Source organism: Trinickia soli (genome assembly GCF_002879855.1).
Lineage (GTDB): Bacteria > Pseudomonadota > Gammaproteobacteria > Burkholderiales > Burkholderiaceae > Trinickia > Trinickia soli.
In genome coordinates this window covers 43,551-62,073 of sequence record NZ_PNYB01000025.1, presented here as the reverse complement: position 1 = coordinate 62,073, position 18,523 = coordinate 43,551, and the positions used below count along the sequence as shown (strand labels likewise).

General features: G+C 63.0%; 18 protein-coding genes. 3 read left to right on the top strand and 15 right to left on the bottom strand.

Features of this window, described 5'->3' with window-relative positions:
• Positions 1 to 798: 798 nt before the first annotated feature.
• The 3 genes from guaA to guaB form a co-directional block, all read right to left on the bottom strand.
• A complete protein-coding gene (guaA, locus tag C0Z19_RS23030) occupies positions 799 to 2,382 on the bottom strand; it encodes a glutamine-hydrolyzing GMP synthase (protein WP_102612158.1) in 1,584 nt (527 codons plus the stop codon).
• Positions 2,383 to 2,528: 146 nt separating this feature from the next.
• Entirely contained in the window at positions 2,529 to 3,215 is a 687-nt protein-coding gene (locus C0Z19_RS23025) for a hypothetical protein (RefSeq protein WP_102612157.1), read from the bottom strand.
• A gap of 6 nt (positions 3,216 to 3,221) precedes the next feature.
• On the bottom strand, positions 3,222 to 4,682 hold the full coding sequence (guaB, locus tag C0Z19_RS23020) for an IMP dehydrogenase (protein ID WP_102612156.1): 1,461 nt from the start codon (positions 4,680 to 4,682) through the stop codon (positions 3,222 to 3,224).
• A gap of 292 nt (positions 4,683 to 4,974) precedes the next feature.
• On the opposite strand from guaB, the gene C0Z19_RS23015 reads away from it, so the two are divergent.
• Positions 4,975 to 5,973 carry a DMT family transporter gene (locus C0Z19_RS23015; RefSeq protein WP_102612155.1) on the top strand — a complete coding sequence of 333 codons (999 nt, stop codon included), beginning with the start codon at positions 4,975 to 4,977 and terminating at the stop codon, positions 5,971 to 5,973.
• Positions 5,974 to 6,083: 110 nt separating this feature from the next.
• On the opposite strand, the gene C0Z19_RS23010 is transcribed toward C0Z19_RS23015, so the two are convergent.
• Positions 6,084 to 6,416 (bottom strand): RnfH family protein, encoded by a 333-nt coding sequence (locus C0Z19_RS23010; protein ID WP_102612154.1) that lies wholly within the window; start codon positions 6,414 to 6,416, stop codon positions 6,084 to 6,086.
• Positions 6,413 to 6,850: a type II toxin-antitoxin system RatA family toxin gene (locus C0Z19_RS23005; protein WP_102612153.1), complete on the bottom strand. Its 438-nt coding sequence runs from the start codon at positions 6,848 to 6,850 to the stop codon at positions 6,413 to 6,415. The genes C0Z19_RS23010 and C0Z19_RS23005 overlap by 4 nt, the downstream gene beginning before the upstream one ends.
• 103 nt (positions 6,851 to 6,953) lie before the next feature.
• On the opposite strand from C0Z19_RS23005, the gene smpB reads away from it, so the two are divergent.
• On the top strand, positions 6,954 to 7,400 hold the full coding sequence (gene smpB, locus C0Z19_RS23000) for an SsrA-binding protein SmpB (RefSeq protein WP_102612152.1): 447 nt from the start codon (positions 6,954 to 6,956) through the stop codon (positions 7,398 to 7,400).
• A gap of 191 nt (positions 7,401 to 7,591) precedes the next feature.
• On the opposite strand, the gene C0Z19_RS22995 is transcribed toward smpB, so the two are convergent.
• The 3 genes from C0Z19_RS22995 to ppsA all read right to left on the bottom strand — a co-directional run bounded on the left by C0Z19_RS22995 (position 7,592) and on the right by ppsA (position 11,509).
• Positions 7,592 to 8,530 (bottom strand): SPFH domain-containing protein, encoded by a 939-nt coding sequence (locus C0Z19_RS22995; protein ID WP_102612151.1) that lies wholly within the window; start codon positions 8,528 to 8,530, stop codon positions 7,592 to 7,594.
• Between the two features lie 3 nt (positions 8,531 to 8,533).
• Positions 8,534 to 9,010, bottom strand: a complete 477-nt coding sequence (locus C0Z19_RS22990; RefSeq protein ID WP_102612150.1) for an NfeD family protein — start codon at positions 9,008 to 9,010, stop codon at positions 8,534 to 8,536.
• Between the two features lie 96 nt (positions 9,011 to 9,106).
• Complete coding sequence (gene ppsA, locus C0Z19_RS22985) at positions 9,107 to 11,509, bottom strand: phosphoenolpyruvate synthase (protein WP_102612149.1); 2,403 nt, start codon at positions 11,507 to 11,509, stop codon at positions 9,107 to 9,109.
• Between the two features lie 286 nt (positions 11,510 to 11,795).
• Between ppsA and ppsR the strand changes: the two genes are divergently transcribed.
• Positions 11,796 to 12,611 (top strand): posphoenolpyruvate synthetase regulatory kinase/phosphorylase PpsR, encoded by an 816-nt coding sequence (gene ppsR, locus C0Z19_RS22980; RefSeq protein ID WP_102612170.1) that lies wholly within the window; start codon positions 11,796 to 11,798, stop codon positions 12,609 to 12,611.
• A gap of 18 nt (positions 12,612 to 12,629) precedes the next feature.
• On the opposite strand, the gene C0Z19_RS22975 is transcribed toward ppsR, so the two are convergent.
• From C0Z19_RS22975 to C0Z19_RS22945, 7 genes are all read right to left on the bottom strand, one after another.
• Positions 12,630 to 13,415 carry a TrmH family RNA methyltransferase gene (locus C0Z19_RS22975; RefSeq protein WP_102612148.1) on the bottom strand — a complete coding sequence of 262 codons (786 nt, stop codon included), beginning with the start codon at positions 13,413 to 13,415 and terminating at the stop codon, positions 12,630 to 12,632.
• Positions 13,416 to 13,493: 78 nt separating this feature from the next.
• Entirely contained in the window at positions 13,494 to 14,327 is an 834-nt protein-coding gene (gene rnhB / locus C0Z19_RS22970) for a ribonuclease HII (protein WP_102612147.1), read from the bottom strand.
• Entirely contained in the window at positions 14,324 to 15,493 is a 1,170-nt protein-coding gene (gene lpxB, locus C0Z19_RS22965) for a lipid-A-disaccharide synthase (RefSeq protein WP_102612146.1), read from the bottom strand. The genes rnhB and lpxB overlap by 4 nt, the downstream gene beginning before the upstream one ends.
• Before the next feature lie 3 nt (positions 15,494 to 15,496).
• The gene (gene lpxA / locus C0Z19_RS22960) at positions 15,497 to 16,285 is read right to left on the bottom strand and encodes an acyl-ACP--UDP-N-acetylglucosamine O-acyltransferase (protein ID WP_102612145.1); all 789 of its coding nucleotides are present in this window, start codon (positions 16,283 to 16,285) and stop codon (positions 15,497 to 15,499) included.
• Between the two features lie 16 nt (positions 16,286 to 16,301).
• Positions 16,302 to 16,760, bottom strand: coding sequence for a 3-hydroxyacyl-ACP dehydratase FabZ (gene fabZ, locus C0Z19_RS22955; RefSeq protein WP_102612144.1), 459 nt, complete (start codon positions 16,758 to 16,760; stop codon positions 16,302 to 16,304).
• Positions 16,761 to 16,878: 118 nt separating this feature from the next.
• Positions 16,879 to 17,952 (bottom strand): UDP-3-O-(3-hydroxymyristoyl)glucosamine N-acyltransferase, encoded by a 1,074-nt coding sequence (lpxD, locus tag C0Z19_RS22950; RefSeq protein WP_102612143.1) that lies wholly within the window; start codon positions 17,950 to 17,952, stop codon positions 16,879 to 16,881.
• A gap of 19 nt (positions 17,953 to 17,971) precedes the next feature.
• A complete protein-coding gene (locus C0Z19_RS22945) occupies positions 17,972 to 18,505 on the bottom strand; it encodes an OmpH/Skp family outer membrane protein (RefSeq protein ID WP_102612142.1) in 534 nt (177 codons plus the stop codon).
• Between the last annotated feature and the right edge of the window lie 18 nt (positions 18,506 to 18,523).

Below are 18,523 nucleotides of genomic sequence, written 5' to 3'. Positions count from 1 at the left end.
CGCCTGCTCTTGCCCGAATTGCCGGCGCAAGGCGCGCTGCCAGTCGGTAGGCGACATGTGTTCGGGGGCGTGGATGCGGGAAAGCTTCGGGGATCGATGTGACTTGGTCGAAGAGCGTTTGCTAGTCATGACGTGACGTGATATTTGTGCGACCGCCCCCCATCAATGTGAAGTCCGGCAGGTCTCGGATTGCCTCCCGCGCGGGCAGGCCCAGATCAATCCGCTCAATGGCTGAATCCGCCCCGGATCAAGTCCGTAACGCGTCCTTGATTGCCTACTTACTCGGTAGAAGGAGGATCCACAGTATATCCCGGACCTCGTCCTCGATTGCCCGCAGATTCGATCCTCTGCCACTGCTTCGCCGGCAAAGATAATCGTCGTCAAACGAACAGCCAAGACAATTGCCGTCCAGGACCGCAAGACCATGCATGCGGTAATGGCTACGCTATGTGCGGGACGCGTTGATCGCGCGACGACTGGATCGGATACCGAACACTGCGGCAATCCCGGCTCTTCGTGCTGTATCCGCAAGCCGACAAGCCGGGCGTCTGCGGTACTGCCCGGATACCGTCAACGCCGCTGACGGCATTAAGTGAGCATCCGCACATACTGGCCACGTATACCGTCAGAAATACCGTCAAATTGCGGTCGCCCGGGCTCCCTGCGGATGGGAACGCAGGTTAAGGATTTCCATACTAATCAAGGGCTTACGCACCTGCGCCCGGCAATTTAGAATCGGGTATGCGTGATTTATCGATCAATTTAACCCATTGATTTAAAAGGAAATTCTCAAAACCCCTACTCCCACTCGATCGTCGCAGGCGGTTTCCCCGAGATGTCATAGACAACGCGATTGATGCCCCGCACTTCGTTGATGATGCGATTCGACACTTGCCCAAGCAGTTCATGCGGCAGGTGCGCCCAGTGCGCCGTCATGAAATCGAGCGTCTGCACCGCGCGCAGCGCGACGACGTACTCATAGGTGCGCCCGTCACCCATCACACCGACGCTCTTCACGGGCAGAAACACCGCGAAAGCCTGGCTCGTCAAGTCGTACCACGACTTGCCCGTTTCCTGATCGATCGTATTGCGCAGCGTCTCGATGAAGATTGCATCGGCACGACGCAGCAAGTCCGCAAAATCGCGACGCACTTCACCCAGAATCCGCACGCCCAGACCCGGCCCTGGGAACGGATGACGGTAGACCATCTGATGCGGCAAGCCAAGCTTCACGCCCAGCTCGCGCACCTCATCCTTGAACAGCTCGCGCAGCGGTTCGAGCAGCTTCAGATTCAACGTTTCGGGCAGACCGCCGACGTTGTGGTGGCTCTTGATCGTGTGCGTCGCCTTCTTACCCTTGCCCGCCGATTCGATGACGTCCGGGTAGATCGTGCCTTGCGCGAGCCACTTTGCATCGCTGAGCTTGCCGGCTTCGGCCTGGAACACCTCGACGAACTCGGCGCCAATGATCTTGCGCTTCTGCTCGGGGTCGGTCACGCCCGCCAGCTTCGACAAAAACGCTTCGCTGGCATCGACGTGAATCACATGCACGCCCAGATGATCGGCGAACGTCGCCATCACTTGCTCGGCCTCGTTGAGCCGCAGCAGACCGTGATCGACGAACACGCAGGTCAACTGATCGCCGATCGCACGATGCAGCAACGCCGCCGCCACCGACGAGTCCACGCCGCCCGACAAGCCCAGGATGACGTGCTCGTCGCCAACCTGCTCGCGGATCTTCTCGACGGCTTCGTCAATGTAGTGCCCCATCTCCCAATCGGCCTTCGCTCCGCAGATCTGCAGCACGAAGCGCTCGAGCATGGCGCGCCCCTGAACCGTATGCGTCACTTCGGGATGCCATTGCAGTCCATAGAAATGACGGGCTTCATCGGCCATCGCCGCGACCGGGCACGATTCGGTCGACGCCATCAGCGCAAAGCCCTCGGGCATCTGCGTGACTTTATCGCCGTGGCTCATCCACACCTTCAACATGCCGTGGCCTTCGGCCGTACGGAAATCCTCGATGCCTTCAAGCAGGCTCGTATGGTTGCGCGCACGCACCTCGGCATAGCCGAATTCGCGCACATGGCCAAGCTCGACTTTGCCGCCAAGCTGCTCCGCCATCGTCTGCATGCCGTAGCAGATACCAAGAACCGGCACGCCCAGTTCGAATACCGCTTGGGGCGCGCGTGGCGCGTCGGACTCCGTGACCGAACTCGGGCCGCCGGAAAGGATGATGCCCTTGGGTGCGAATTCGCGGATGAACGCGTCATCGACGTCGTAGGGATGAATCTCCGAGTAGACGTGGGCTTCGCGAATACGGCGCGCAATCAGCTGAGTGACTTGCGAACCCATGTCGAGGATCAGGATCTTGTCATGCATGGTAGGCACGGATCGATAGTGGACGAATGCAATACGCAGCGCGCGTCGCGCCGCAAATAAAAGGGGTAACCAGAAGCGAAGCGCCAATGCCACGCATGGACGCAAAACGAAGGCGGGGCGTCAACGGAAGAAGCGCCGCGGCATGCTCAACCATGAAACGGAGGCCGGGGCGCATGCGCACTCGAGACCGGGCGCCCTTCGCCGTTGCCGCGAGGCGCATCGACGCTCGCGGCTGCCGCAGCAGGAGGCGCTACCGTCTCTGACCGCACATCGACAACGCGCCCCGCATCGCGGGCTTCAGCTTCAGCGGGCGCTGCACCGACACCGGGCGGCACGGGCCGCAAAACCGGCTCGACCGGCGCTGACGACGCGGCGACCGCAGCGGCAGGCGCGCCGCGCGGTTTCCCGACGGCCCCCTGCGCAGCTCGGGCAACCTCGCGCCGGCGGACGGCTTGGGCAAAGCGGGCGCCACCGAGACCGACCACGACGAGCAACCCACCGATCAGCAGGTTCGGCACGATTCCGAGCGCGGGCAGCCACAACGTATGCGGCCCGATCGTCCATGCGAGCACGAGCGCGCCGGCCAGCCATGTCAGATGGCCGACGATCCTGGCGACGCCGATCGTCATCGCGCCGTCAACCGCGCCGCGCAACGACAGCCACGCAATGCCGAGCAGCATCAGGCCGAGCATCTGTCCCACCATGGCCGGTTCGATCGGCGTCATCTGCAGCGCGCGCTGCAGCCCCGCCAACGGCGTGAGCAGCAACACGGCGCCCGAGCTCAGATAGAGCCCGGCATCGACGACCAAAACGGCGCGCAGCAGCGGTTTCATCGGCGGTTAGTCGACGTGGTAGTTGGGCGCTTCTTTCGTGATCTGAACGTCATGCACGTGAGACTCGCGCATACCGGCCGCGGTGATCTGGACGAATTGCGCCTTCTCATGCAACTCCTCGATCGTCCGGCAACCGCAGTAACCCATGCTCGCGCGCACGCCGCCGATCAGTTGGAAGATGATCGCGCCGACCGAACCCTTGTAGGCGACCCGGCCTTCGATGCCTTCCGGCACGAGCTTGTCGATATTGGCCGAGTTGTCCTGGAAGTAGCGATCGGCCGCACCGTCCTTCATCGCACCGACCGAACCCATGCCGCGATACGACTTGTATTGGCGGCCCTGGTAGAGGAAAACGTCGCCCGGCGATTCTTCCGTGCCGGCGAACATGCTGCCCATCATGACCGCGTTCGCGCCAGCGGCCAGCGCCTTGCTGACATCGCCGGAGAAACGCACGCCGCCATCGGCGATCACGGGCACGCCCGTGCCCTTCAGCGCATCGGCCACATTGGCGATTGCCGTGATTTGCGGCACGCCGACACCGGCGACGATCCGCGTCGTACAGATGGAACCCGGGCCGATACCGACCTTGACGCCGTCCGCGCCGTATTCGACCAGCGCACGCGCCGCGTCCGCCGTTGCAATGTTGCCGCCGATGACTTCGACGTGCGGGAAGTTCTTCTTGACCCAGCGCACGCGTTCGAGCACGCCTTGGCTGTGACCGTGCGCCGTATCGACGACGATGACGTCGACGCCCGCGCCGGCCAGCGCCACGACGCGCTCTTCGTTGTCGGCGCCGACACCGACCGCCGCACCGACGCGCAGCTTGCCATGCTCATCCTTGCAGGCCTCGGGGTGCTCGGTTTGCTTGGTGATGTCCTTCACTGTCATCAGCCCGCGCAATTCGAACGCATCGTTGACGACGAGCACGCGTTCGAGCCGATGACTATGCATCAGCGCCTTGGCTTCGGCGAGCGCCGTACCTTCCTTGACCGTCACGAGCCGGTCGCGCGGCGTCATGATCGTGCGCACAGGCTCGTCGAGCCGCGTTTCGAACCGAAGGTCGCGGTTCGTGACGATGCCCATCAACTGAGCGCCCTCCACGACCGGGAAGCCCGAGATGCCATGCTGCTGAGACAGCGCGATGACGTCGCGAACCTTCATCTGCGGGGGAACCGTGATCGGATCGCGCACGACGCCCGATTCGAACCGCTTTACCTTGGCCACTTCGCGAGCCTGCTCGGCCGCCGTCAGGTTCTTATGGATGATGCCGACCCCGCCTTGCTGCGCCATCGCAATCGCGAGCCGGGCCTCGGTGACCGTATCCATCGCGGCCGAGACGAGCGGCATGTTCAGGGAGATATTTCGGGTCAGCCGGGTTTTGAGGCTGGTGTCGCGCGGCAGAACGTCGGAGAACGCCGGGACGAGGAGCACGTCATCGAACGTGAGTGCTTTTTGGATCAGACGCATGGCAAATCCTATAGGCGCAAAAGCGAATTATACGCGATACCTCCCTGCTTTTCACTGCGCGAACAGTAGGTTACGCGTTTTTTCTGGCGCGGCCGGTCCCCGCGTTTCGCTTTTTGGTTCGACCCGTGTTCGAGCCGGTTTCGTTTGCAAACGGCGCGTGTTCGCTGCCTGCGGGCCTCGAAGCTCAGCGGAAAAGCGCGACCGTGGCGCCGCAGATTGCAGAATCGAACAAGACGGCGCGCGCCGCTACCCCTAAGCTCGCCTCACTGAATCGGAGAGCGGGAGATCGAGCATGAGGCGTGGGGTGACGTACGGGGTGATGGCGGGCGCGATATGGGGCACGGTCTTTCTCGTGCCGCGCCTGCTGCCCGATTTCCCGCCGATGATGCTCGGCGCGGCGCGCTGCATGATGTACGGCCTCGTCTCGCTGGCCGTGGCCTTGCCGATGGCGCGCCGGCTCGCCGCCAAACTCACGCGCGCCGATCTCGCGGCGATCGGCACACTGGCGCTCGTCGGCAATCTTGTCTACTACGTGTTGCTGACGGCGGGCGTCCATCGCGTCGGCATCGGCCCAACCTCGCTGGTGGTCGGCGTGCTGCCCGTCACGGTGACGCTGGCAGGACGGCGCGATGCCGGTGCGGTCGCCCTCGATCGCCTGCTCTGGCCACTTCTGCTCGTGGTAGCCGGCCTCGTCTGCATCAATGTCGACGTATTTGCGCCCGGGCCCATCGAAACGGGAGCGACGGGGGTGATCGACAAACTCGTCGGCCTGCTTTGCGCCGCCGGGGCCCTGGCCAGTTGGACGTGGTTCGCTGTCGAGAACGCCCGATACCTGCGTCGACATCCTCGTTTCGACGGCAACGAGTGGTCGGTCCTGCTCGGGCTTGCAACAGGCGTGCTGGGTGCGGTGCTGTGGCTCGCCTGCCCGCTGCTGCCGAGCGCCATGTCAGCCACGCTGACCGCACCATCGACACCGCTGCCCGACGCCCGCTGGCACGCGTTCTGGCTGCTCAACCTCGGGCTCGCCGTGGGCGCGTCGTGGCTCGGCACCGCCTTGTGGAACGCAGCGTCGAAGCGCCTACCGCTGACGCTTTCGGGCCAATTGATCGTGTTCGAGACGCTGTTCGCCCTGCTCTACGGCTTCATCTACGAGGCACGGTTGCCACGCCCGCTGGAAGCTGCCGCGATCGTGCTGCTGCTCGCAGGCGTGACCTGGTCAGTGCGGCGCCACGACGACGGGGCCAGAGGCCCGGCGACGATCGATGGTTGCGCGAATACGCCTGCGCCTTGAGGCTGGACCGCCCGAAAACGCTTCTGCTTCTGTTAAGCAAGCCGGCCCGGGTTGATGCCGGACGCTACCTCGGCACGCGTATCCGCGCCTGCGCTACGCGGCCGTGAGATTCAACGGGAATCCTTCGGCAGCCACTTACGTCCCTCGATCGACCCGGCACGGCGTGTTTTCTCGACACGGCGCTGCCGCGCAAGCTTCGGATCGACGACGAGGGGCCGGTAGATCTCGACGCGATCGTAATCGGCCAGCGGCCCGTCGAGCGTCGTCAGCTTGCCGAAAATGCCCACCTTAGCCACAGCGAGGTCGATCTCGGGATGGCGCTCCGCAACGCCGCTGGCGGCTAGCGCGTCGCGCACCGTTGCGCCTGCCGGCAAGGTCACGGCGATCAGCGTCTGCGCCTCGGGGCGCGCGTAGCACACTTCGACAGAAAGGGATCCGTTCATGGCCGGCCATAGCGCTCGTCGGCGCGTTTGACGAACGATTCGACGAACGTGTTCGCAATGTGGTTGAACACCGGGCCGATGAGCTTTTCGAGGATCAAACTCGCAAATTCGTAGTGCAACGCGAATTCGATCTTGCATGCATCCGTGCGCAGCGGCGTGAAACGCCAATAGCCCGTAAACTTGCGAAACGGGCCGTCGGCGAATTGCATGTCGATGCGCGTGGGCCGCTCCTGCGTGTTGTGCGTGGCGAAATGCTGCTTGATGCCCTTGAAGTTGATGTCGATGCGCGCCTCCATCTCGTGCGCCTCCTGCCGACGGATCTCGACGCCTCCGCACCAGGGCAGGAAGTTGGGGTAGTCGGCCACGTCGGTGACGAGGTCGAACATTTGTTCCGCCGAGTGGCGGATCAGCACGGTTTTTTGGACATCAGCCATAAGAAGCACTGCACGCGGCGTAAAAGGGGCGAGCTTGGCGGAATCTGGAGGCGCCGCTTTGCTAAAATCGCAATTTTAAACGAGTTGGACGCTGTCCATATCCATGACCATCATCGACAACAGAAAGGCATTCTTCGATTACTTCATCGAGGAGCGCTACGAAGCAGGGCTCGTGCTCGAGGGATGGGAGGTCAAGGCGCTGCGCGCCGGGCGCGGCCAAATCAAAGAAGGCTACGTCGTGATCCGCGATGGCGAGTTGTTTTTGATCGGCGCGCATATCAGCCCACTGCCTGAGGCATCGACGCACATCAAGCCCGATCCGGTGCGGACACGCAAACTGCTCTTGCACGGCGACGAAATCAAGAAGCTGATCGGCAAGGTCGAGCAGCGTGGCTACACGCTTGTCCCTCTGAACTTCCACTACAAGGGCGGCCGCGTCAAATGCGAGGTCGGTCTCGCCAAGGGCAAGAAGCTGCACGATAAGCGCGAAACCGAGAAGAAGCGCGATTGGGAAAGAGAAAAGGCGCGCATCATGCGCACAGCGAATTAGTTCGCCGGCTTCGCCCGGTTAGCCCGGTTAGCCGGTTCTTGCACCATCCAACGACAAGGCCCGCATCGTGAAGTGCGGGCCTTGTCGTTTCCGGGCGGGCCAGCCGCAGGTATCGTGCAACCGGTCATGCGCCATCGCCCAGGCCGGCTGCAGCGTGTCTGCACGTTTGCCGCGTCGATCCGCCGCAGCCTTCAGCGCATTTCGGGCGTCGCCGTGCTCTTGCCGCGGTTGACGATCGCAAGCGCCGACGCGACCATCGAACCCAGATCCGACAGATTGCCCGGCACGATCAACGTATTGCCCGCCTTCGCAAGGTTGCCGAAGGCGCTCACATATTGCTCCGCGACCTTGAGGTTGACGGCGTCCATACCACCCGTCGATTGGATCGCTTGAGCGATTTTCTGGATGGCCTGTGAATTGGCTTCGGCCACGGCCAGGATCGCCGCCGCCTGCCCTTGCGCCTGATTGATCGCGGCCTGCTTTTCCCCTTCCGATTTCTGAATCGCCGCCTCCCGTCCACCCGAAGCGATGTTGATCTGCTCCTGCTTACGGCCTTCGGAAGCCGCGATCAACGCGCGCTTTTCGCGCTCCGCCGTGATTTGCGCCTGCATGGCATGCAGGATTTCCTTCGGCGGCGTCAGGTCTTTGATCTCGTAGCGCAGCACTTTCACGCCCCAGCTCGAAGCGGCTTCGTCAAGCGCCGACACGACGCTTTGGTTGATGAGGTCTCGCTCCTCGAACGTCTTGTCGAGTTCGAGCTTGCCGATCACGGAGCGCAAGGTCGTTTGCGACAGCTGCGTGATGGCGAAGACATAGTTGCTCGAACCGTACGAGGCCTTCATCGCGTCGGTGACCTGGAAGTACAGCACGCCGTCGACCTGCAGCTGGGTGTTGTCGCGCGTGATACAGATCTGACCTGGCACGTCGAGGGGAATCTCTTTCAGTACGTGGCGATAGGCGACACGATCGGCGAACGGCAGCACGATGTTGAGCCCCGGCGCCAGCGTGGCGTGATAGCGACCGAAACGCTCAACCACCCACGCATGTTGCTGCGGCACGATCTTGATCGTCTGCGCAGCGATTACGATCACCACCACGAGCAACACGGCCCCTACGATCGTCATATCCATCGTTCACTCCTTTGTTGTTGACACCGAATGATGTGTCCGCTTCGACGCGTGCCCCTTCTCGACGAGTACGAGACGGTTGGCACGCACGGCCGCAATTTCGTAAAAGCGGGCATCGTCGCGTTCGCCCGGCGCGAGTTCGACGTCCCATTCGGCGCCGCGGTAAGGCACGCGCGCACAGCCGTCGCGCCAGGTCAGCACTTCGACGGGAGCGCCGACGTCCAGGATGACATCGGGGTTCGTGGAGGCATCGCGCCGCTCACGGCGCCGCCCAAACTTCGACCGACGCAGCAGCACGACGGCTGCCAACGCGACGAGCGCTGCGCACAGGTACTGCACGGCGAGACTCGCTCCGCTCAACTTCGCCAACGCGCCCGCAATGAGGCCCAGCGCGATCATCAGCAAGTAGAACGTGCCCGTCAGCAGTTCGGCGACGATGAGCGCTCCCGCACCGATCCACCAGAGAAAGTCGTTCGGCGTCATCGGATGGTCTCCACGAAAAAAAAGCCCCGGATTCACCGGGGCGTTATATCACGAAGCCGGGCCCGCTTTGGTGGGCGGGCCCGCGACCGGACGCGTTTACTTCGCTGCCTTGGCCAAGGCTTGCCAGGTATCGATGATCGTATCGGGGTTCAGCGAAATCGATTCGATCCCTTCATCGGCCAGCCATTGTGCGAAATCGGGGTGATCCGACGGGCCCTGGCCGCAAATGCCGACGTACTTGTTCAAGCGGCGGCAGGTCTCGATCGCGCGCTTGAGCAGGAATTTGACGGCTTCGTCACGCTCGTCGAAATCCACCGCCAGCAACTCCATGCCGGAATCGCGATCAAGGCCCAACGTGAGCTGCGTCAAATCGTTCGAGCCGATCGAGAAACCGTCGAAGTATTGCAGGAACTGCTCCGCGAGTATGGCATTCGACGGCACTTCGCACATCATGATGAGCCGCAGACCGTTGACGCCGCGCTTCAGGCCGAACTTATCGAGCAGCCCGACCACGCGCTCGGCTTGTTTGACCGTGCGCACGAACGGCACCATGATCTCGACGTTCGTCAGACCCATGTCCTCACGCACACGCTTGAGCGCGATGCATTCCATCTCGAACGCCTGCGCGAAATCGGGCGCGATGTAGCGCGAGGCGCCGCGGAAGCCGAGCATCGGGTTTTCCTCGTCCGGCTCGTAACGCGAACCGCCGATGAGCTTCTTATACTCATTCGATTTGAAGTCGGACAGACGCACGATGACGGGCCGCGGATAGAACGCCGCCGCGATCGTCGCAATGCCTTCGGTCAGCTTGTCCACATAGAACGCACGCGGCGATGCATGCCCACGCGCGACGCTCTCGACAGCCTTCTTCAGATCCTGGTCGACGTTCGGGTACTCGAGAATCGCCTTCGGGTGCACGCCGATGTTGTTGTTGATGATGAACTCGAGCCGCGCGAGACCCACGCCCGCGTTCGGCAATTGCGAGAAATCGAACGCGAGCTGCGGATTGCCGACGTTCATCATGATCTTGACCGGGATCGGCGGCAATTCGCCGCGTGCGACTTCCGTGACTTCCGTTTCGAGCAGACCGTCGTAAATCTTGCCTTCGTCGCCTTCCGCACAGGAAACCGTGACGAGGGCGCCGTCCTTCAATACGTCGGTGGCGTCGCCGCAGCCGACGACCGCCGGCACGCCCAGCTCACGCGCAATGATCGCCGCGTGGCAGGTGCGGCCGCCGCGATTGGTGACGATGGCCGACGCACGCTTCATCACGGGTTCCCAGTTCGGGTCCGTCATGTCGGCGACGAGGACATCGCCCGGCTGCACGCGTTCCATCTCCGACGGATCGTGAATCACGCGCACGCGGCCCGCGCCGATCTTCTGCCCGATCGCACGGCCCGTGGCCAGCACCGGCGATTGGCCGCGCAACTTGAAGCGCTGCTCGACCTTGCCCGCGCCCTGGCTCTTCACCGTTTCGGGGCGCGCCTGCAGGATGAAGATCTTGCCGTCACGGCCGTCCTTGCCCCACTCGATGTCCATCGGGCGCTGGTAGTGCTTTTCGATGATGACGGCATACCTGGCCAGCTCGATCACGTCTTCGTCGGTGATCGAGAAACGGTTGCGTTGCTCGTGCGGCACATCGACGGTCTTCACGCGGCCCGGCTCGCCCGGCTTCGTAAATTCCATCTTGATCAGCTTCGAACCGATCGAGCGGCGGATGATCGGGTACTTGCCTTGTTCGAGCGTGGTCTTGAACACATAGAACTCGTCCGGGTTCACGGCGCCCTGCACGACCGTTTCCCCAAGGCCATAGCTCGACGTGATGAAGACAGCGTCCTTGAAGCCCGATTCGGTATCGAGCGTGAACATGACGCCCGCCGCACCGACATCGGAGCGCACCATGCGCTGCACGCCGGCCGACAGCGCGACTTCCGCATGCGTGAAGCCCTTATGGACGCGATAGGAGATCGCGCGGTCGTTATAGAGCGACGCGAAGACGTGCTTCATGCGATCGAGCACGTCGTCGATGCCGACGACGTTCAGGTAGCTCTCCTGCTGGCCTGCGAACGAGGCGTCGGGCAGGTCCTCGGCCGTCGCGGACGAGCGCACGGCGAACGAGAGCTCTTCGGGCGAGCTTTTCTGAAGCGTTTCGAATTGTTCGCGAATTTCGGCCTGGAGGCGCGGCTGCATCGGCGCATCCACGATCCACGCGCGAATTTCCTTACCGGCGGCCGCGAGCGCCTTGACGTCGTCGACGTCGAGCGTCTCGAGCCGAGCGGCGATCCGTTCGGTCAGATTGTTGTGCTTGAGGAAATCGCGGAAGGCGAGTGCCGTCGTGGCGAACCCGGTCGGCACGCGCACACCGGCCTCGGCCAGTTGGCTGATCATCTCGCCGAGCGACGCATTCTTGCCGCCCACGATCTCCACATCGGTCATCCGTAGCTGTTCGAACGGAATTACATACGCCTGATCCTTCGTGCCATTTGCTGCGTTAGTCATACAAGCCCCTAAGTGTGAAAAAAATACTCGGTCGCGCGTGTGGGCTTGGTGCGCGCGGGCTATAAGAACCCGGTGCGCATCACGCGCAACCTGTTGGAGAAACAATCGCTTCGTCTATCCGATTGCAATTGCTTATCCAACAGGTTGCCGCTATTCTACCCTGCTTCTAACCCGTCGCCTGCTGTGTTGCGACGGGGGTATGTCAATCGCCGGCACCTCTGTCCGCGAAAACGCGCGAAAATCGCGCTTCCTCCCGCAGCGCCTGCTGCTTTCGATGCGTTTGCCGATGCCGCCTACCGTATTTATCGTCTCCGACGGAACTGGGATCACCGCCGAAACGTTCGCCCATTCGATCCTGTCCCAATTCGACCAGAAGTTTCGCCTCGTGCGCGTGCCGTTCGTCGATTCTGTCGACAAGGCCTACGCCACGATCGAAAAAATCAGCGAATCGGCGCAGCTCGACGGGCGCCGTCCGATCGTCTTCACGACCCTCGTCGACAGCGCGTCCAACGCGATCGTGAAAAATTCAAACGCGCTCGTGCTCGACATCTTCCAACAGTTCGTCGAACCGCTGGAACAAGAGCTCGAGATGAAGTCGACCCATGCGATCGGGCGCGGCCATCAGAACGCCGATACGGACGAATACAAGACGCGCATCGAGGCGATCAACTTTTCGCTCGCGCATGACGACGGCCAGTCGAACCGCAATCTTGCCGACGCCGACGTCATCCTTGTTGGCGTTTCGCGAAGCGGCAAGACGCCGACGAGCCTCTATCTCGCGATGCAGTACGGCGTCAAAGCGGCCAACTACCCGCTGATTCCGGAAGATTTCGAGCGCGGCAAGCTGCCGACACCGCTGATCGCCCACCGGGAAAAGCTGTTCGGGCTATCGATCGATCCGCAACGGTTATCGGAGATCCGCAACGAGCGGCGTCCCGGCAGCAAGTATGCGGCCCTCGAGAACTGCCGCTACGAAATCAACGAGGCCGAAGCGCTGATGCGGCGCGAAGGAATCAAATGGCTATCGTCGACGCATAAATCGATCGAGGAAATCGCGACGACGATCCTGCAGGAAATCAAGCTCGAACGGCCGGCTTATTGATGGTCCACACGGCGCGCGTCAGCGTGACGCGCGCTGCTGGCGGCACTGTTCGAACAGACAAATCGCAGCCGCCGCGGCGACATTGAGCGACTCCATGCCACCCGGCTGCGGAATCGTCAGGCGGTGAGCGACTGCCGCTCTCCAGGACGCCGATACGCCCGCCCCTTCATTTCCGAAGATCCAGGCGATCGGCCTCGACAAATCGCAGTCGTAAATTGTCTCCGGGGCATGGGAATCGGTCATGGCCGCCGGCACGGCCAAACGGGGCAGCAACTGCGCGGCATCGACATCCTCGTGGACGTCCAGGAGAAAGTGCGCGCCCATGCCCGAGCGTAATACCTTCGACGACCACGCGTAGGCCGTTCCCGGCGCGCAAAACACCCGGTTCACGCCCGCTGCCGCAGCGCTGCGCAGGATCGACCCGACGTTGCCGGCGTCTTGGACACCGTCCAGCACGACGCAGCTCGTCTCAACGCGTTCGGGCAACGCGGGACTGAGCTTATCGACCACCAAGAGCATGCCCACGCCGTGTACCACGTTGGACAACTGGCCGAACAATGCGTCCGGCAGCGTCACGATACGCTCGGCATCGATGCGCGCGACGATCGCTCGCGCCTCGTCGTGTCGCAATGCGCCGTCCGTGACGACGCAGGTCTCGGGCTGCCCGGCTGTGTCCAGGTAAGCTGACGCCAGATGGAAGCCCTCGAGCAACGCATGACCGCTCTTCTTCTGGTGATGCGTCGATGCGGCCAGCGCCTTGAGGCGCTTATAGAAGGGGTTGTCGCGCGAGGTAATCGCTTTCACGGAATTTGAACGCAGAGAAGAAACGGCCTGGCCTTCGAGGCCCGAAACTTGAAGTGCGGGCTGCTTGACCGGGCACAGTTATGGGTTGGCGCCGGCGTCCGTGCCTTCGATGTCGGCCCGAAACGCTTCGTCGTACAGCGCGGTTTCGTCGAACGCGTCGTCGATGATTTCCTCGACCGCAATGATGCTCGCGCCGTCCGGCAGCGTGACTGCCATGCCACGCCGCTCGAATGCCGCCCGCACCGGCGCGAACGAGCGACGATGATGCTCGCAGGGCCCATGTTCGATCAGCGCAGCCAGATGCCGAGCCGTCCCGTAGCCGGCGTGGGCGTCGAAGCCGTACATCGGGAACTGTTCGTGCAACTCGGTCAGCATCCGGTCGCGCGTGACCTTCGCCAGAATCGACGCCGCGGAAATCGCCGGCACCAATGCATCGCCACCGATCACGGCCTCGCTGCGAACGGCAAGCACGGGGCAACGATTGCCGTCGATCCGAGCGAGCGTCGGCGTGATCGACAGCCCCTCCACGGCCCGCTTCATGGCCAACATGGTCGCGTGCAGGATATTGAGGCGGTCGATCTCTTCGACGCTGGCCGACGCGACACAATAGCTAAGCGATCGCTCGACGATCTTCTCGTAGAGCATCTCGCGCTTATTGGCCGTCAGCACTTTCGAATCGTCGAGGCCGCGGATACGACGCTTGGGATCGAGGATCACGGCGGCGGCCACGACGGGGCCCGCCAACGGCCCGCGCCCGGCCTCGTCGACGCCGCAAACGATGTCCGCCGGCGAGTCGAAGTTGAGCGCACCCTGCACCACCGTCGGTCCGCGTTTCGCGCGAGACGCCGCGCCGGCAGCCGGCTTCGGCGCGTCGGCCGTGCGTTTCGCTCGTGGCGGTCGAGACGTCGTCATGGGCGCGGCTTCCTCGCTTCGATGACACGCGCAACCGCCTCGGCTGCGCACTCGGCTGTATTCCTGCGCAGCGTCAGATGCATCTGCGTGAACACGTCGATGAGCGTGCGCCGATTCGCGTCGTCGTGCAACTGGACGAGCATGGCCTCCGCCAGCGCGTCCGGCGTTGCGAAATGCTGCAGCAGTTCCGGCACGACAAAACGGCCGGCCAGGATATTGGGCAAGCCGACATACGGCAAATACCCTTGCCGACGCATGATCTGCCCCGTCAACCAAGGCACCTTGTACGAGATCACCATCGGCTTTTTCAGCAGTGCGGCCTCGAGCGTCACGGTGCCGCTTTTGACGAGCACGGCGTCGGCCGCCGTCATGGCCCGCTGGGCATCGCCGTCGGTAATCGTGAGCGCAAGCTCGGGGTGCTGCGCAACGAGCGGCTGCAGCAGTTCGCGCAATGCGGGCGTGGCCGCGGGCATGACGAACCGCAAGCCGGGCTCGCGTTGCTGCATGATCGCCATCGTCGCGAAAAACGTCGGGCCGATCAAACCGATCTCGGAGCGCCGGCTACCGGGCAACACGGCAACGACGGGACCGCCCTCGGGCAGCCCCAAACTCTTGCGCGCCCCCGCCACATCGGGCTCGATCGGGATTTCGTCCGCGAGCGGGTGGCCGACATAGGTCGAGGAGACGTGAGCCTTCTCGAGCAGCGCTGTCTCGAACGGAAAGACACACAGCATGTGATCGACGGCCTTCGCGATCGTCTTGATGCGTCCGCCACGCCAAGCCCAGATGGATGGACAAACGAAGTGAATCGTCGGAATGCCGGCCCCGCGCAGCGCCTGCTCGAGCCCGAAATTGAAATCGGGCGCATCGACGCCGATAAACGCGTGCGGCGGCTCGGCCAGCAACTGGCGCTTCAGCTCGTTGCGGATGCCGAGGATTTCGGGAATGTGGCGCAGCGCTTCGACATAGCCGCGGACAGCAAGCTTCTCCATCGGCCAGTGCGGCTCGAAACCCTGCGCGGCCATGCGTGGCCCGCCGATGCCGAAATACCGCGTGTCCTGCGGCAACCGGCGTCCGAGGCCGCCGAGCAGCGAGGCGGCCAGCAGATCGCCGGACGGCTCGCCGGCCACCATCGCAATGCGCAGCGCATTCGATTGCGGCGTCATCGACTAGCGAATGATGCCGCGTTGCGACGTCTCGATGAACGCGATGAGCTTGCGGACAGGCTCGTCGCCGTCGCCGCCGGCCGATGCGAGTTCCGCGAGCTGCAACTTCGCCTCTTCGAGAGACAGGCCGTTCTTGTAAAGCAGCCGGTAGGCGCTGCGCAAGGCCGAAATCGCGTCCGCCGAAAAACCGCGGCGGCGCAAGCCTTCGACGTTGATGCCGTGCGGCTCGGCTTTGTTACCCGCAGCGATGACGAACGGCGGGATGTCCTGCACGAGCGCCGACGCGCCGCCCAGCATCGAGTGCTCGCCGATCTTCACGAATTGATGCACGCCCGACATGCCGCCGACGATCGCCCAGTCGCCGATGATGACGTGGCCCGCCATCTGCGCGTTGCTCGACAGGATGACGTGGCTGCCGACATGGCAGTCGTGCCCGATATGGACGTAGGCCATGATCCAGTTGTCGTCGCCGAGTGTCGTCACGCCGCCGTCCTGGACGGTGCCCGTGTGGATCGTCGTGAATTCGCGAATCGTATTGCGATCGCCGACGACGAGCCGGGTCGGCTCGCCCTGATACTTCATGTCTTGCGGTCGGCCGCCGACCGACGCGTAATGGCCGATCCGGTTGTCGACGCCGATCGTCGTATGGCCTTCGATCACGCTATGCGAACCGATCGACGTACGCGCGCCGATCGTGACGTTTGCGCCGATGATCGCGTACGGGCCGATCTCGACGTCTTCGCCAAGCTGCGCGCCCGGCTCGATAATCGCGGTGGGATGAATCCTGCTCATGCGCTTTTGGCCCTTCTCACTCGTTCGTCTGCTTCACCGTGCACATCAGTTCGGCTTCGGCAGCAATCGTGCCGTCGACCTCGGCGTGCGCTTTGAATTTCCAGATGTTGCGCATGCGACGCTCGAACGTCACGTTGAGAATCAATTGATCGCCGGGTTCGACAACGCGCTTGAAGCGCGCTCCATCGATACCGACGAAGTAGTACAGCGTCGTCTCCGGATCGTGCGGTTCTTCGGCAAAAGTCAGAAGGGCCGCTGTCTGTGCCAGCGCCTCCATGATCAACACGCCGGGCATCACCGGGCGCTGCGGGAAGTGACCCATGAAGTACGGCTCATTGATCGACACGTTCTTCAGCGCCTTGATGCTCTTGTGCGGCTCGAGCTCCAGCACCCGGTCCACGAGCAGGATCGGATAACGATGCGGCAGCAGCGTGAGAATCTTATGGATGTCGAGATTGATTTTTTCAGTGCTCATGGTGTGTCTGCTTCACGCAAGGGTCTCGCGCGGGTGATTTACAACGGAGGCTAACCGCGGCGTATCCACGCCCTCTTGCCGAAGGCCGCGCGTGCCGCCGCGGCACTTCAGCGCTTGCTCAAGCTTCGCTTCCTCGTTCGGCCAGCGCCGTTTCGAGTGCCTTGATGCGTTCGCGCATCTTATCGAGATTGCGCATCAAGGCTGCGCTCTTGTTCCATTCGGCGTGTCCCACAGCGGGAAATGCGCTCGTGTACATGCCCGGCTTGAGCAGCGACTTCGACACGCCCGACTTCGCCGTCACGATCACGAAATCGGCCAGCGTCACGTGCCCCGCAATCCCCACCGCACCACCGATCATGCAGTGGCGACCGATGGTCGTGCTGCCCGCGATACCCGCGCAGCCGGCAATGACCGTGTAAGCGCCGATCTTGCAGTTGTGGCCGATCTGTACCAGGTTGTCGATCTTGACGCACTCTTCGATGATCGTATCGGCCATCGCGCCACGATCGATCGTCGTGTTCGCGCCGATTTCGACGTCTGCGCCGATCGTGACGCCGCCAACTTGGGGAATCTTGACCCAGCTACCCGTGCGGGCTTCACCCTCGCCGACGAAATCCGGGGCGAATCCGAACCCGTCCGAGCCGATAACGGCGCCCGCATGGATGATCGCGCGCGGCCCGATCTTGCAGCCATGGTAGACCGTCACGTTCGGATAAAGATGCGCGCCCTCGTCGATGCGCGTGCCGCGACCGATCGTGACGTTCGCATCGATTCGCACCTGCTCGCCGATCACAACGAACGCGTCGATGACGACATTCGGCCCAATGACTGCGCTGGCCGCCACCTGCGCGCTCGGATCGATCACGGCGCCAGGATGCACGCCGGCCGGCGCCTTCGGCGCGGCCAAATCGATGAACAACTGAGCGACGCGGGCGAAATAAGCGTACGGATTCGGCGTAACGATGAAGGTACGCCCCGCGCGGGAAGCCAGCTTATCGAGATCGGCCGCGGCGATCAACACGGCGCCCGCCTGCGTCGTTTCAACCTGCGACAGGTATTTTGGATTGGCGAGAAACGCCAATTGATGCGGCTGCGCGAGGTCGAGCGGCGCCAGCCCGCCCACCTGCAGGGTTGCGTCGCCGACGATCTCACCGCCGAAACGCTGCGCGATTTGCTCGAGCGTCAGTGCCATTCGCGTACTGTTCCGTCTTTCAATTCGTTGCGCCGGCGCCCGCACCGGGCAGCGCCTTGATCACCTGATCGGTGATATCGATACGCGGGCTCACGTAGACGGCTTCTTGCACGATCAAATCGTAATGCTGCTGCTCGGCGATCTGCTTGATGACCTTGTTCGCCTTGTCGAGCACGGCCGCCAGCTCTTCGTTGCGACGCTGGTTCAGGTCTTCGCGAAACTCGCGCTGCTTGCGCTGGAAATCCGTGTCGAGTTGCGCCAGATCTTTCTGCTTCTGTGCGCGGTCGGCCGGCGACATCGACGCTCCGCTCGAGTCGAGCTGGTCGGACAGCTTCTTCATCTTCGCCGCCATCGCCTGCAAATCCTTGTCGCGCGTGGCGAATTCGGCCTCGAGCTTCGCCTGGGCGGCCTTCGCCGCGCCGGACTCGCGCAGGATACGGTCTGAGTTGACAGCCGCGATGCGGGCCTCTTGAGCGTGCGCGGCGCCGGCCACGAGCGCCCCCGTTAGTGCCGCTGCACCCAACACGCGCTTGATAAACGTACCGGTTTGCAAAATCTTCCTCTCGATGCT

What these genes read in the sequence shown, in the direction of transcription:
- guaA (WP_102612158.1), bottom strand. Translation starts at nt 2,382, where the DNA reads ATGCATGACAAGATCCTGATCCTCGACATGGGTTCGCAAGTCACTCAG.
- rnhB (WP_102612147.1), bottom strand. Translation starts at nt 14,327, where the DNA reads ATGACGACGTCTCGACCGCCACGAGCGAAACGCACGGCCGACGCGCCG.
- ppsR (WP_102612170.1), top strand. Translation starts at nt 11,796, where the DNA reads ATGCCGCCTACCGTATTTATCGTCTCCGACGGAACTGGGATCACCGCC.
- ppsA (WP_102612149.1), bottom strand. Translation starts at nt 11,509, where the DNA reads ATGACTAACGCAGCAAATGGCACGAAGGATCAGGCGTATGTAATTCCG.
- C0Z19_RS23010 (WP_102612154.1), bottom strand. Translation starts at nt 6,416, where the DNA reads ATGAACGGATCCCTTTCTGTCGAAGTGTGCTACGCGCGCCCCGAGGCG.
- C0Z19_RS23025 (WP_102612157.1), bottom strand. Translation starts at nt 3,215, where the DNA reads ATGAAACCGCTGCTGCGCGCCGTTTTGGTCGTCGATGCCGGGCTCTAT.
- lpxD (WP_102612143.1), bottom strand. Translation starts at nt 17,952, where the DNA reads ATGGCACTGACGCTCGAGCAAATCGCGCAGCGTTTCGGCGGTGAGATC.
- smpB (WP_102612152.1), top strand. Translation starts at nt 6,954, where the DNA reads ATGACCATCATCGACAACAGAAAGGCATTCTTCGATTACTTCATCGAG.
- C0Z19_RS23005 (WP_102612153.1), bottom strand. Translation starts at nt 6,850, where the DNA reads ATGGCTGATGTCCAAAAAACCGTGCTGATCCGCCACTCGGCGGAACAA.
- lpxB (WP_102612146.1), bottom strand. Translation starts at nt 15,493, where the DNA reads ATGACGCCGCAATCGAATGCGCTGCGCATTGCGATGGTGGCCGGCGAG.
- C0Z19_RS22990 (WP_102612150.1), bottom strand. Translation starts at nt 9,010, where the DNA reads ATGACGCCGAACGACTTTCTCTGGTGGATCGGTGCGGGAGCGCTCATC.
- fabZ (WP_102612144.1), bottom strand. Translation starts at nt 16,760, where the DNA reads ATGAGCACTGAAAAAATCAATCTCGACATCCATAAGATTCTCACGCTG.
- lpxA (WP_102612145.1), bottom strand. Translation starts at nt 16,285, where the DNA reads ATGAGCAGGATTCATCCCACCGCGATTATCGAGCCGGGCGCGCAGCTT.
- C0Z19_RS23015 (WP_102612155.1), top strand. Translation starts at nt 4,975, where the DNA reads ATGAGGCGTGGGGTGACGTACGGGGTGATGGCGGGCGCGATATGGGGC.
- C0Z19_RS22995 (WP_102612151.1), bottom strand. Translation starts at nt 8,530, where the DNA reads ATGGATATGACGATCGTAGGGGCCGTGTTGCTCGTGGTGGTGATCGTA.
- guaB (WP_102612156.1), bottom strand. Translation starts at nt 4,682, where the DNA reads ATGCGTCTGATCCAAAAAGCACTCACGTTCGATGACGTGCTCCTCGTC.